This window comes from Streptococcus parasanguinis, from assembly GCF_901875555.1.
Taxonomy (GTDB): Bacteria; Bacillota; Bacilli; order Lactobacillales; family Streptococcaceae; genus Streptococcus; species Streptococcus parasanguinis_H.
In genome coordinates this window covers 60,747-74,571 of sequence record NZ_CABFMD010000033.1, presented here as the reverse complement: position 1 = coordinate 74,571, position 13,825 = coordinate 60,747, and the positions used below count along the sequence as shown (strand labels likewise).

The window sequence follows — 13,825 nt, the reverse complement described above, 5'->3', positions numbered from 1 at the left end:
ATCTTTTAAAAAATAGGAGTATATCATGGAATCTTTAGCATCATATTTTTCAGCCCATGGGGGTGCCTTCTTTGCAGCATTTGGTGTCGCGATCGCAGTCGCTCTCAGCGGGATGGGATCTGCCCTTGGGGTTGGTAAAACGGGTCAAGCGGCAGCAGCGCTCTTGAAAGAACAACCCGAAAAATTCGCCCAAGCCTTGATTTTGCAATTGTTGCCGGGTACACAAGGTTTGTATGGTTTTGTTATCGGGATCTTGATCTGGTTGCAAATTAAGCCAGATATGCCACTTGAAACAGGAGTCGCTTACTTCTTTACAGCTCTTCCAGTTGCGATCGTTGGTTATTTCTCAGCAAAACACCAAGGAAATGTTGCGACAGCAGGGATGCAAATCTTGGCAAAACGTCCTGAAGACATGATGAAAGGGGTTATCCTTGCGGCCATGGTTGAAACCTATGCCATCTTGGCCTTCGTTGTGTCCTTCCTATTGACCCTACGCGTCGGCTAAGAGCTAGCTTTGATGGATTCGTCTAGAGACGAAAAACACAAGACGCATGCCAATAGGAGAAAAACGACATGGATGAACATACCCAATTAAAGGATTCGATCTTGGCCCAAGCCCACGAAAAGGGGCGAAAACTCGTAGAAGAAGCCAAAGAGAGTGTCCTAAAAGAAGAGGCTGTTCAAGAAGAGCGTTTGATCCAAGACAAACTCAATCAACGCTCGGAGCAGCTCAAGCGGATTCAACGTCAATTGCAACGTGAAACCCAACAAATCGAAAATAAAAAACGCCAATCAACCCTGGTGACCAAGCAACGGGTCTTAAAGGATCTCTTTGCAGAGGCTTATGAAGCGATGGCAGCATGGCCCCTTGAAAAGGAAGTGCAATTTGTAGAAGCGGTCCTAGATCACTATCAAGGACAAGCGGTAACCTTGACCTTTGGAGCAGTGAGTGCTGCAAAATTTGGACCAGCTGATCTGGAACACTTGCGTCAGGCTCACCAGGACTTGACGGTCTCAGAAGCGACGATTCCAGCTCAAGCAGGCTTTGTCTTGTCGGTTGGGAAGATTGATGACAACTATCTCTACCGTGATTTGGTGGATTCCATTTGGGAGCAAGAAAGCTACCAGATGGCAGCCAGCATTTTCACTGATGAAGCAAACTAGGAGGATACGATGAGCGAACGGACCTATTCTCAAGTCAATACCGGAATCAGTGTACGTGAGGCCAGTTTTCTCAGTCCCAGTCAGTTTGAGCAGTTGCTTGCAAGTGACTCTAGCGAAAGCAGAGAAGTCTTGCTGCAAGGAACCCCCTATGCGTTAGATGGTCAAGAGATCAAGGATCCAGAAGCAATCGAGAGCCGTTTGATGGCTGCCTTGTTGGCAGAATACCAATGGGCCTTTGAGGCAACGCCTCAGTCAGATTTGGTCAGCCTTTTTACCTTGAAATATACCTATCATAACCTCAAGGTTTATTTGAAACACAAGGCGACAGAGCGCACATTGGGACACTTATTGATCCCCATCGGTCCTTATTCTCTCGATGTGCTGGAGCATTTGGTGGCGACCTTTTCTGCAGAACATTGTCCGAATTTTATGGCTCAAGAAGTAGCTGCTACCTGGCAAGAATACCAAGACTATCAAGACTTGCGGGTACTTGAAATCGGGATGGATCTAGCCTATTTTAAACACCTGAAAATTCTAGGAGAAAGCTTAGATCATCCAATTCTCAAGCAGTTAGTGGACGTGACCATTGACTTTTACAATGCCATTACGGTCAAACGAGCCTTGGATCAGCAAAAACCGCATAGTTTCATGCACCAGTTGTTTTCGGATGAGGGAAGCCTCAGTGCCCATCAGGTGATCGACTTACTAGAATCGGGTCAGTGGTTGACCTGGTTTTATCAAGTCAATCCGCTGGAGTACGATCTTGCCTTAGACACTTACGAAGAAAAGATGCGCACCGGTCAACTAAAGACCGTGGAGTTGGAATATCTAGAAAGTTTGGTGAAATTCAGTCTTCTAGACGCTGGCCGTTTTGAAGTCGATGGACCCCTACCCCTTGTCCGTTATCTTTACGGAAAAGAGCTAGAGGTGACTAACCTTCGTTTGGTCCTCTCTGGTTTGGACAATGGTTTTCCACTAGCAGACATCAAAGAAAGGATGAGACCGATTTATGGACAAACAGACCTATAAGATCGCGGTTGTGGGCAATCGGGACGCCATCCTTCCTTTTCGCCTGATTGGCTTTCAAACCTATCCGGTCGCAGAGCCACAAGAAGCGGTCAATACCTTGCGCAAACTCAGCCGAGAAAACTTCGGGATTATTTACCTGACAGAGGATATAGCTCAGGCTATTCCAGAAACAGTGGCTTATTATGACCAGCAGCTGACACCGGCTCTGATCCTTATCCCGACCCATCGAGGAACGACAGGGCTAGGACGGCAACGCATTCGTGATAATGTTGAAAAAGCAGTAGGACAGGATATTTTATGAGAACAAATGAATTTGGCCAAGCGATTGGCGATGCACTGCCCGATTTTACACCGGGGCGCTTGCCAGCTATTGAGCGGATCGAGGGTCGCTATACCGTGATCGAGCGCCTGTCAAAGGAAAAACACGGGGCAGATCTTTATCAGGTCTACGGGCCAGCCTCCCCAGCAGATATGTGGACCTTTCTGTTCAAAGGCCCTGCCCGCAATGAAGTAGAGTGGGACCGCTTATTAGATGATCTCATGACAGCCCAAGGTCGCTTTTACTATGCGATTGTAGACAAAGATTCCGGCAAGGCTTTAGGGACCTTCTCTCTCATGCGGATCGATCAAGCCAACCGGGTGATCGAAGTTGGAGCAGTGACCTACTCACCAGCGCTCAAGAAGACGCGCATGGCAACTGAAGCTCAGTATCTCTTGGCGCGCTATGTGTTTGAGGACTTAGGTTACCGACGCTATGAGTGGAAATGCGATGCCTTAAACCAAGCTTCGCGCAAAGCAGCTGAGCGCTTGGGATTCACCTATGAAGGCTGTTTCCGCCAGGCTGTTGTTTACAAAGGTCGGACGCGAGACACAGATTGGTTGTCTATCATTGATCAAGAATGGCCAGCTATCAAAGAACGTTTTGAAGCCTGGTTGGATCCAACTAATTTCGATGAAAATGGCCAACAAAAGCAATCGCTAGCCGATATGGCGCAAAAGTAATACAAAGAAACAAAGGATTCCCAGGAGGAATACATGACTCAAGGAAAAATTATCAAAGTTTCCGGTCCCTTGGTGGTCGCATCAGGGATGCAGGAGGCCAATATCCAAGATATTTGCCGGGTCGGCGATCTTGGTTTGATTGGCGAAATTATTGAGATGCGGCGTGACGAAGCCTCTATCCAAGTATATGAAGAAACATCTGGAGTCGGACCAGGAGAACCGGTGGTCACAACTGGAGCTCCCCTTTCTGTTGAATTGGGACCCGGTTTGATTTCCCAGATGTTTGACGGGATCCAACGCCCCTTGGAACGCTTCCAAGAAGTCACTGCCAGTGACTTCCTCGTTCGCGGGGTGCAAGTTCCAAATCTAGACCGTGACACCAAATGGGCCTTCGAACCAAGTGTGACAGAAGGAACAGAGGTGGTCGCTGGAGACATCGTCGGTACCGTTCAGGAGACCAATATGGTGGAACACCGCATCATGGTACCCTTCGGTGTCAGTGGACGTGTGACCAAGATCGCAGCAGGTTCTTATACAGTAGAAGAGCCAGTTTATGAGATCAAGCAGGCTGATGGTAGCCTTTTTACTGGAACCTTGATGCAAAAATGGCCGGTTCGTCGAGGCCGTGCCTTTGCACAAAAATTGATCCCAGTAGAGCCTTTGGTCACAGGTCAACGGGTTATTGATACCTTCTTCCCTGTTACTAAAGGTGGAGCTGCAGCTGTACCCGGTCCTTTCGGAGCTGGAAAAACGGTCGTGCAACACCAGGTGGCTAAGTTTGCCAATGTAGACATCGTAATTTACGTGGGTTGTGGGGAACGTGGAAATGAAATGACGGACGTTCTGAATGAATTCCCAGAATTGATCGATCCAACGACTGGTCAATCCATTATGCAACGGACCGTTCTGATCGCCAACACTTCAAACATGCCAGTAGCAGCGCGGGAAGCTTCCATCTACACAGGGATCACCATTGCTGAATACTTCCGTGATATGGGTTATTCCGTTGCCATCATGGCCGATTCGACATCGCGTTGGGCCGAAGCTCTCCGTGAAATGTCTGGTCGTCTAGAAGAAATGCCCGGAGATGAAGGTTACCCAGCCTACCTTGGTAGCCGGATTGCTGAGTACTACGAGCGGGCAGGTCGGGTCAAGACACTCGGAACCACTGCGCGTGAAGGTTCGATTACGGCAATCGGTGCCGTTTCCCCTCCGGGTGGAGATATTTCAGAGCCGGTAACGCAAAACACCCTGCGGATCGTCAAGGTCTTCTGGGGCTTGGATGCTCAGTTGGCGCAACGGCGCCACTTCCCAGCCATCAACTGGTTGAGTTCTTACTCGCTTTACCAAGATGAGGTGGGTCAATATATCGATCAGCATGAGCAAATCAGCTGGTCTGAAAAAGTGACCCGCGCTATGAACTTGCTTCAAAAAGAAAGTGAATTGCAAGAGATTGTGCGCTTGGTTGGTCTAGATTCTTTGTCTGAAAAAGACCGCTTAACCATGAATGCGGCCAAGATGATCCGCGAAGACTACCTGCAACAAAATGCCTTTGATGAGGTCGATACCTATACCTCTTTCAGTAAGCAAGTTGCCTTGTTGACCAATATCTTGACCTTTGACCAAGAAAGTCAAAAAGCGTTGGAATTAGGGGCTTACTTCACAGAAATCATGGAAGGAACCGTAGCTCTTCGAGACCGCATTGCCCGGAGCAAGTTCATCCATGAGGATCAGTTGGCCACCATTCAAGCACTTGAAGAAGAAATCGTAGAAACCCTACACCAAATCGTCGCAAAAGGAGGAGTAGACAATGAGCGTGATTAAAGAATACCGTACTGTCAGCGAAGTTGTTGGCCCCTTGATGATTGTCGATCAGGTCGAGGGGGTTCACTACAATGAACTCGTAGAAATCAAGCTCCATGACGGAACGACCCGTCAGGGACAAGTCCTCGAAGTCCAAGAAGACAAGGCCATGGTCCAGCTCTTTGAAGGATCTAGCGGGATCAATTTGGAAAAAGCAAAGGTTCGCTTTACCGGACGTCCCCTAGAACTCCCTGTGTCTGAAGACATGGTGGGCCGCATCTTTAACGGGATGGGCAAACCCATCGACGGTGGTCCAGAGATTATTCCAGAGAAGTACTTGGACATTGATGGACAAGCCATCAACCCTGTTTCACGGGACTATCCGGATGAATTTATCCAGACAGGGATCTCAGCTATTGACCACTTGAATACCTTGGTTCGGGGCCAAAAACTCCCCGTGTTTTCAGGTTCTGGTCTCCCTCACAAGGAGTTGGCAGCTCAAATTGCTCGCCAGGCGACAGTTCTCAATTCCGAAGAAAATTTCGCCGTGGTCTTTGCGGCCATGGGGATCACCTTTGAAGAAGCCGAGTTCTTTATGAACGACCTGCGGGAGACAGGGGCCATTGACCGCTCTGTCCTCTTTATCAACCTAGCCAATGACCCCGCTATCGAACGGATTGCGACTCCTCGGATCGCCTTGACCGCAGCAGAATATTTGGCTTATGAAAAAGATATGCACGTCTTGGTTATTATGACCGACATGACCAACTACTGTGAGGCCCTTCGGGAAGTATCTGCTGCCCGTCGGGAGGTTCCAGGACGTCGGGGCTATCCAGGTTACCTCTATACCAACCTATCCACCCTCTACGAACGTGCAGGACGCTTGGTTGGAAAGAAAGGGTCTGTGACCCAAATTCCAATCCTCTCTATGCCGGAAGATGACATCACTCACCCAATCCCTGACTTGACAGGCTACATCACAGAAGGACAAATTATTTTGTCTCGTGATCTCTACAACAGTGGCTACCGCCCACCGATCAATGTTCTTCCATCCCTTTCTCGTTTGAAGGACAAGGGTTCTGGTGAAGGCAAGACACGGGAAGATCATGCGGCGACCATGAACCAGCTCTTTGCGGCCTATGCCCAAGGAAAACAAGCCAAAGAACTGGCTGTAGTGCTTGGAGAGTCTGCCTTGTCCGATACCGACAAGCTCTATGTCAAATTCACCGACCGCTTTGAGCAAGAATACATCAACCAAGGCTTTACAACCAATCGGACGATTGAGGAAAGTTTGGATCTCGGTTGGGAACTCTTATCCATCCTTCCACGAACAGAGCTTAAACGGATCAAGGATGAGATGATTGACAAGTATCTGCCAAACAAAGAGGACTAGCCTATGGCACGATTAAATGTAAAACCAACTCGGATGGAGCTCAATATTCTCAAAGAGCGCCTCAAGACAGCAACCCGAGGGCATAAGTTGCTCAAGGATAAGCGGGATGAACTCATGCGTCGCTTTATTGAGGCAGTGCGTGAGAATGACCGATTGCGCCAAAGGGTAGAGGCAGCACTGGTGGACAACATGCAAGATTTTGTGATGGCCAAGTCCTTAGAGAGCGACCTCATGGTAAAAGAAATCTTTGCTGTTCCCACGCGAGAAGTGAGACTCGATATCGAGGAAGAAAATGTCATGAGTGTGCGCGTGCCCAAGCTCCATGCTCGTATCGATAATCCATACGGCGATGACGAAGGAGATGTGGTCTATAGCTACCTTGCCTCCAACAGTCAAATGGACAGCACCATCCAAGAAATGGGTGCTCTCCTTCCAGATTTGCTCAAATTAGCGGAAATCGAAAAAAGCTGTCAACTTATGGCAGATGAAATCGAGAAAACTCGCCGTCGAGTGAACGGACTCGAATATGCGACCATCCCAGACCTCAAAGAAACCATCTACTATATCGAAATGAAACTCGAAGAAGCCGAACGCGCCAACCTCGTCAGAATCATGAAGGTAAAATAAGATACAAAGCCCGCAAAATGCAAGGTGAAAATAGGGAGCGGGACAGAAGCACTGTTGTATAGAATGCTTCGTTGTCCTGCCCCCACAAGGCTGATTAGGATTTTTCCGAGCTCTTAAAGTGAGAGAAAAATCCAATCAGCTACTGTGCCTTTGAAGTTAGTACTATTACAGTTTGCGTTTTTCACACAGCATTTCAGCCGGGTTCAATTGCTTTATAAATACAAGAACCTCATCAAGGGACCACTCCTAGATGAGGTTTTTTGCGCCCTCGCCCTCTTCTCTCAACTCTCTATTTCTATGTTACTAGTTTGTAACAATGTGACAAGAAAGACGAAATGTTACAAGAAAAATACAGTTTTGTTAAATAGCCAAAAAGACCTTTTATTATTTTTAAATTGTGATAAGATAGAATAGTAATCAATTTGCCCAAGAAAATCTTGAGCAAAAGCAAAGAAAAAAGAGGATAAAAGATGAAATTAAAAGTTAACACGAAAGCCCTTATCGCTTCGACAGTAGCTCTTGCAGTGATCCCATTCACAAAAGCAACAGCAGAAACCCTTGAAGATTGGGTGGCTCGCTCAGTAGATGAAATCAAACACGACATTCAACAAAGTGGTGACAACCAACAAACCTATACCATCAAATATGGTGATACATTGAGTTCGATCGCAGAAGCACTTGGCATCGATGTTCACGTATTGGCAAACTTGAACAACATCAGCAACATGGACTTGATCTACCCAGGTACTGTTTTGAAAACAACTGTGAACGATCAAAAAGAAGTGACTTCAGTTGAAATCCAAACTCCTCAAGCAGGTGCGACAGATGCTACAACTGCAAGTGCTGATTTGACAACAAACCAAGTGACAGTTGACGACCAAACCGTCGCTGTGAACGACTTGTCAAAACCAGTCAATGAAGATAACAAAGCAGTTCCAGTTGCTCCAGCCGCAGAAGAAGCTCCAGCGGAAGCCCCGGTTGTTGAATTTTCAGCAACAGAAACACCAGCTCAACCAGCTGTTCCAGAAACACCAAGCTACGGTGCTCCAGCTACCAATGTTGCGACTCAAAACCCAGAAGTAGCTGCTGCCCCTCAATCTGCTCCAACTACTCAACCAGAAGCTCCAGCAGAAACACCAGCTGCGGAAGAAGCACCTGCAGAAACAACACCAGCTCCAGCAACACAACCTGCAGCAACAGAAACTGCTGTTGCCCCTGAAGTGCAACCAGTAGCATCAACTACAGCAAGCGGAAATACGATTCCAACTGATCCACACCTTCTACCACAAGCGGAAGCTTTCCGTCAAGAAATCGCTGCGAAATTCGGTATCACAAACATTGGTGGTTACCGTGAAGGGGATCCAGACGATCATGGTAAAGGACTTGCAGTGGACGTAATGGTCCCAACCAGTTCACAACTCGGAGATCAAGTAGCTCAATATGCTATTGACAATATGGACCGTGCAGGTATCTCATACGTCATCTGGAAACAACAATTCTACATGCCAGTAGACAATATTTACGGACCAGCTAACACTTGGAACCAAATGCCTGACCGTGGTGGAGATACAGCAAACCACTATGACCACGTGCATATCTCATTTAACGAATAATTCAATCCAGAAACATCGAACTAGGACTTACTCCTAGTTCTTTTTTTGTAGGCACAAAAAAAGGCTGGAAGACGAACTTCCAGCCAGAGCCTGATTATAAGATTTTATCGACTTTTTCTACCTGATAGAGGGCAAATGCCATGATAAGGGTTAATATCAATAATAAAACGACAGCAGGTGTCCATGAATGAAAGAGCGATTTGCTGTAACCAAAGAGGATGGGACCCAAGGCCGCAAAGATGTAGCCACCGGTCTGAGACAGACCAGACAGTTGAGCCGTTTTTTCTGGTGTAGTCGATTTCATGGAGAAAGTAACCATCAGGTAAGGGAAGAGGGCACTAACACAACTTCCGATCAGGGCATTGATGAGCAGCCAGTAGAAGAAGTTACTGGTCGGAACTAAGAGCATAGCGACTCCCAAAATACCAGCTCCAGCCAAGATCACGAGCATCAGATGGCGTTTTTGATCTGAAAGGCGTGTGGTTAGGCTTGGCACTGTGAGAGAATAAGGTAAGCTAATCAGTGTAAATACAGAAGCAAGGAGACCAGATTCTACTTTAGAAAGCCCGGCTTGAACGGCCATGGTTGGCAACCAAGTCATGCTGGTGTAAAAGAGGAGTGATTGAAGACCTCCATAAATCATGATGGCCCAGACATATTTATTGGTATACCACTTGCTATCAGACTTAGTAGCTTGATTCCTTTCCAAATGGTGGTTGTAACGGAGATTTGGAATCCAAACGATTAAGGCGATTGCACACAAGACGGTCAAAACATTTACCAATCCTTGCCAAGAAGTGGCTTTGGTGATCGGAACGGCGACAGAAGCAGCCACAGCGGTCGACATCCCCATGGACGTGATGTAGAGAGTGGTCAAAAAACCAAGTTGCTTGGGTTTGTTTGCTTGGATCAAGCTTGGAAGCAGGACATTGAGAAAGGCGATACCAGCTCCAATTAAGATGGTCCCTAAATAGAGAAAAGGAAGATTGATCGTGCGAATGGCAGATCCAACAGTAAGGACGATCAAAACGAGAAAGAAAAGACGCTCGATTCCCAGTCTTTTTGCAAATTGAATCGCAAAAGGAGAGAAAATCGCAAAAGTCAGAAGAGGCAGACTAGTCAAGAGCCCCAGAGAGCTGACGTCCACTCCTAAGCCAGTGGCAATATCAGATAAGACGGTCGGTAGCGTCGTAAAGGGCGTCCGCAAAATAATACCAAGCATGATGATGCCTGGGATCAATAAACGAGAATGTGTTTTCTTCATAAATACCTCTCTGTCAAAAATTTCTCTTCATTATAACATAGATTGGGAGTAAATAGAAAATAGAATCAAAAACGATGGGTCGGTTAGTGAACTGGTACGTTTTTCAAAGGACTGTAGTTTTCGCTTCGCTCAAACTGCATCAACGTACCTAAGATCACTAACGTTCGTAAAAATAGTAAGGACCGTAGTTTTCGCTTCGCTCAAACTGCATCAATATCTCTAAATTCGGTTGAACTATCTGAGTTCACCTCATTCAATTTTCTAAGGACCGTAGTTCTCACTGTCGTTCGAACTGCATCAACGTACCTAAGTTCGTCTGCGTCCCGAATGGACTTGACTCACTAAGAATAGTAAGGACCGTAGTTTTCGCTTCGCTCAAACTGCATCAACGTACCTAAGCTCACTAACGTTCGCTAAGGTACGTAGAGAAAAAGGCCACCGGTTTTGGTGGCCCTTATAGGGAGATTATTATGAAAAAGTTTAGGATTTTCTATCAAATAAAGTTAGGAGGTCTTCATTTGATGGTTTTATTATAGCCCGACTTGCTTAAAGAAAACTTAAGGAAGGGTTTTCTTTTTGAAAATAGGTCTTAGGTCTGAGAGGGATTTATTCGCTGAAGAAATCAATGCCGGTTTGGTTGAGTTCATTAACTCGGAGCATAAATTTGGTTTTGATTTGAACCAAGGGGGTTCCGAAATTTTCAAGTGCAATCAAGCCTTCAAGTGCTTTCATGACCTGCTTGGCACGGTAAATTCCTTCCTTTTCGTTTAAACCAAGGAGGGCATAGACCTGCATAAATTCCAACTGCATAGAAATGCTGGTGTTCAAAATCGGCTTGCGCTTGCGAAGTTGGTTAATGGACTGGAGGAAATTCTTAGCTTCTAGGTAGAGTTCTTTTTTAATCAAGTAGTTGGCCAAATTCAGTAGCAAAGAGGCCAATGCATTGGCAGAGTATGCTGAATAACTGCTTTCAAACAGTTCTAGTGACTCCTTTCGAATCTTAGCCACCACTTCATAAGGCAAGACGGATAAAAGGGCAATGGTGAAGTCCTGCTCAATTTCATTTTGATAGGCAAAAGGTACTTCTTGAGCGATTCGTTGAATCGAGACGGGTGCATCCTCCAGGTGGATTTCTTTTCCCATCGCGTTATTGACATTGATTTCGAGCGAGCGCAAATAGAGTTGCCAGAGCTCTTTGTTTTCCTCTGCTACAGGTGATTTCTCATGTTTTAACCGATCGATGATTGCTAAGAAATCCATATTTTCTTGATTAATGTATTTCATCAAAATAGGACTAAAATTTTGAATGGTTAAGCCAGGATAATGGGACAAAAAGGTATCCCAATCCACCCCCATAGACAGCAAGAGGCGAGAGAAGGTTTCGATGGTTACTCCTTTTTGAGAGCGTTCAAATTGGCTGAGGAACTGAGGAGAGACAATATCTGCAGCGACTTCTTTGAGAGAAAGACCGCGTGCTTCACGAATTTTACGAAATGTTGGACCAAATGGAGAAGATGAGGACATAAGAAACTTCCTTTCTATTGTACTCCCCTAGTATAGCTCAAAAAGAAATAAAATTAAACTCTGAGTTTAATTTTCGGTCAAAATACGAGAATTTTTCTTATTTTTAAGAAAAATGAAACTATAGTTTACATGGCCCTTTTTTAGAAAAGGATTTTTGATAAAATAAGGTCAATTCTAGAAGATAAGCTGATAACAAAAGGAGATTTACAATGACGACACAAGAAATTTTACAGCTATTAGATGAAAAGCGCGTGCTAACAGCACCAGCTGCAGTCGCTTGGGATGAAGTCCAACGGCAACAAAACCGCTTGAATCGAGCAGCGAAAAGACTCAATGGACCAATCACTGTAACGATGGCCCTCAACCTTCTTTTCGCCTTCACGATTTTTCTGTTAGAACAAAGCCATCTCATGAACGGATTCCTATTGATGCTTGCCTTGATGGGTGGGCTCATTGCGTTCAAATATTTTGTATTTGTAGCCCCAGCTAAGCAAGCTCTAGCCAATGCTCAGGCCCTCTATAACCAGGAGATCAGCCAACCAGCCTACCAACAAGGGCTGCAAGGTTTTCCACAAAAATTTTATAACTACCACGACCTTTTTCGACTCTACAACTTAATCGCAGAAGGACGCGCTTCAACCCTACCAGAAGCATATAATCTGTTGGAAATGCAACAATTCCAAGAAACACAAGTGAATTTGCAAGAAGAAGCCAATGCCCTACAAGCTGATATCGCACGCAGTTCAAGAGTCAGTGCCGTGGCTAATGTGGTCACAGCCTACAATACCTATCGCATCCACAAAGATATGTAATGGAAGAGAGATAAAAGATGAAAAGCCTCTACAGAAGTCTAGACTGATGATCCAGATTTTTGTAGAGGCTTTTTCGCGTTATGATGAAAAATAGTTTCGGGAAAGGATCGTAGTTTTCGCTCCGCTCAAACTGCATCAATATCTCTAAATTCGGTTGAACTCTCTGAGTTCACCTCATTCAATTTTCTAAGGACCGTAGTTCTCATTGTCGTTCGAACTGCATCAACGTACCTAAGTTCGTCTGCGTCCCGAATGGACTTGACTCACTAAAAAATAAGGATCGTAGTTTTCGCTCCGCTCAAACTGCATCAATGTACCTAAGCTCACTTAACGTTCGCTAAGATACGTAGAGAAAAAGGCCACCGGTTTTGGTGGCCTCTATAGGGAGATTATTATGAAAAAGTTTAGGATTTTCTATCAAATAAAGTTAGGAGGTCTTCATTTGATGGTTTTATTATAGTGCGTCTTGCTTAAAGAAAACTTAAGGAAGGGTTTTCTTTTTGAAAATAGGTCTTAGGTCTGATAATTTTTTACAACAGAAACTATTTAGATTTTTTTCTAAATAGAGTTGACAAAATGATAGTGGAGTTGTACAATCTATTTAGAAAGATATCTAAATAGATTAGAGGAGATAGAGAATGAATTTTGCGCAAACATTCAAAGCTTTATCAAATCCGATAAGAAGAAGTATCTTAGAACTGCTAAAGGCGGGGAAATTATCTGCTGGGGATATCGCTAGCCACTTTGATGTAGCAGGAGCGACCATTTCCCATCATTTAAGCCTCCTCAAGCAGGCGGATTTAATTCGAGAAGAAAAAGAGAAGAATTTTATCTACTATGAACTCAATACTTCTGTCTTGGAGGATTTAATGGTCTGGCTCGTTGATTTGAAAGGAGACTCTACTGATGAAAACGAATAAAAAACTATTGATATTAACTTCTATGGTGATCCTTTTCCCCATGTTTTGGGGGTTGATGATTTGGTCGCAATTACCTAACCAAATCCCGATTCACTTTAATATTGCTGATCAGGCTGATAACTTCCAACCAAAACCCCTGGTTGTGTTTGGCCTTCCTATTTTCCTTCTCTTGGTGCATCTGTTTGTGATCTTTATGATCGGACGTGATCCTAAGAATCGCACGATGAATGAGAAAATGGTCAAAGTAAACCACTGGTTGACTCCGATCGTTTCCTTAAGTATCTCCTATCTCATCTATAGCAAGGCGCTAGGCTCTACGACCAATCCATCTGTTTTTGTTTCGGTTTTGCTAGGCCTCATCTTTGTGATCATGGGCAATTACATGCCGAAGTTGAAAGTGAATCACACGGTTGGCATTCGTCTGCCTTGGACCTTACAGAGTGAAGATAACTGGCACAAGACCCATCGCTTGGCAGGGAAGTTGTGGGTCCTCGGAGGTTTGATCCTCCTACTTGAAGCAGGCCTCCAATTCGCGCTTTCTTATGTACTGGTGCTGGTCATCCTCACCATTGTTCTCATTCCGATCCTATATTCTTATCAATTAAGTCGGAAAAATCGTTAGTATAAAAAACAACCAGAGAAGAAGCAGTCGTGAACTGTTTCTTTTCCGGTTG

Annotated in this window: 14 protein-coding genes; 12 read left to right on the top strand and 2 right to left on the bottom strand. The window is 45.2% G+C overall.

Annotated features, from left to right (window positions below; genetic code table 11):
- The first annotated feature begins 25 nt into the window (after nt 1-25).
- The 9 genes from JX304_RS08255 to JX304_RS08215 all read left to right on the top strand — a co-directional run bounded on the left by JX304_RS08255 (nt 26) and on the right by JX304_RS08215 (nt 8,631).
- Nucleotides 26-505, top strand: coding sequence for a V-type ATP synthase subunit K (locus JX304_RS08255; protein WP_003009435.1), 480 nt, complete (start codon nt 26-28; stop codon nt 503-505).
- Between the two features lie 68 nt (nt 506-573).
- Nucleotides 574-1,164, top strand: coding sequence for a hypothetical protein (locus tag JX304_RS08250; protein WP_205012038.1), 591 nt, complete (start codon nt 574-576; stop codon nt 1,162-1,164).
- Between the two features lie 9 nt (nt 1,165-1,173).
- The gene (locus tag JX304_RS08245) at nt 1,174-2,193 is read left to right on the top strand and encodes a V-type ATPase subunit (protein WP_205012037.1); all 1,020 of its coding nucleotides are present in this window, start codon (nt 1,174-1,176) and stop codon (nt 2,191-2,193) included.
- On the top strand, nt 2,174-2,494 hold the full coding sequence (locus JX304_RS08240) for a V-type ATP synthase subunit F (protein ID WP_200772135.1): 321 nt from the start codon (nt 2,174-2,176) through the stop codon (nt 2,492-2,494). The genes JX304_RS08245 and JX304_RS08240 overlap by 20 nt, the downstream gene beginning before the upstream one ends.
- On the top strand, nt 2,491-3,195 hold the full coding sequence (locus tag JX304_RS08235) for a GNAT family N-acetyltransferase (RefSeq protein WP_205012036.1): 705 nt from the start codon (nt 2,491-2,493) through the stop codon (nt 3,193-3,195). The genes JX304_RS08240 and JX304_RS08235 overlap by 4 nt, the downstream gene beginning before the upstream one ends.
- 33 nt (nt 3,196-3,228) lie before the next feature.
- On the top strand, nt 3,229-5,019 hold the full coding sequence (locus JX304_RS08230) for a V-type ATP synthase subunit A (protein WP_205012035.1): 1,791 nt from the start codon (nt 3,229-3,231) through the stop codon (nt 5,017-5,019).
- Complete coding sequence (locus tag JX304_RS08225) at nt 5,006-6,391, top strand: V-type ATP synthase subunit B (protein ID WP_003002370.1); 1,386 nt, start codon at nt 5,006-5,008, stop codon at nt 6,389-6,391. The genes JX304_RS08230 and JX304_RS08225 overlap by 14 nt, the downstream gene beginning before the upstream one ends.
- Nucleotides 6,392-6,394: 3 nt before the next feature.
- The gene (locus JX304_RS08220) at nt 6,395-7,018 is read left to right on the top strand and encodes a V-type ATP synthase subunit D (RefSeq protein WP_205012034.1); all 624 of its coding nucleotides are present in this window, start codon (nt 6,395-6,397) and stop codon (nt 7,016-7,018) included.
- Between the two features lie 470 nt (nt 7,019-7,488).
- The gene (locus JX304_RS08215; RefSeq protein WP_205012033.1) at nt 7,489-8,631 is read left to right on the top strand and encodes a LysM peptidoglycan-binding domain-containing protein; all 1,143 of its coding nucleotides are present in this window, start codon (nt 7,489-7,491) and stop codon (nt 8,629-8,631) included.
- A 94-nt stretch (nt 8,632-8,725) separates the two neighbouring features.
- Here JX304_RS08215 and JX304_RS08210 read toward each other — a convergent pair whose 3' ends face one another.
- Nucleotides 8,726-9,895 (bottom strand): CynX/NimT family MFS transporter, encoded by a 1,170-nt coding sequence (locus JX304_RS08210; protein WP_205012032.1) that lies wholly within the window; start codon nt 9,893-9,895, stop codon nt 8,726-8,728.
- A gap of 606 nt (nt 9,896-10,501) precedes the next feature.
- On the bottom strand, nt 10,502-11,419 hold the full coding sequence (locus JX304_RS08205) for a helix-turn-helix domain-containing protein (protein ID WP_205012031.1): 918 nt from the start codon (nt 11,417-11,419) through the stop codon (nt 10,502-10,504).
- A gap of 209 nt (nt 11,420-11,628) precedes the next feature.
- On the opposite strand from JX304_RS08205, the gene JX304_RS08200 reads away from it, so the two are divergent.
- The 3 genes from JX304_RS08200 to JX304_RS08190 all read left to right on the top strand — a co-directional run bounded on the left by JX304_RS08200 (nt 11,629) and on the right by JX304_RS08190 (nt 13,773).
- Nucleotides 11,629-12,231, top strand: coding sequence for a hypothetical protein (locus tag JX304_RS08200; RefSeq protein ID WP_205012030.1), 603 nt, complete (start codon nt 11,629-11,631; stop codon nt 12,229-12,231).
- Nucleotides 12,232-12,869: 638 nt separating this feature from the next.
- A complete protein-coding gene (locus JX304_RS08195; protein WP_031572731.1) occupies nt 12,870-13,151 on the top strand; it encodes an autorepressor SdpR family transcription factor in 282 nt (93 codons plus the stop codon).
- Nucleotides 13,138-13,773, top strand: coding sequence for an SdpI family protein (locus JX304_RS08190; protein WP_205012029.1), 636 nt, complete (start codon nt 13,138-13,140; stop codon nt 13,771-13,773). Before JX304_RS08195 ends, JX304_RS08190 begins: the two co-directional genes overlap by 14 nt.
- The last annotated feature ends 52 nt before the right edge of the window (nt 13,774-13,825 follow it).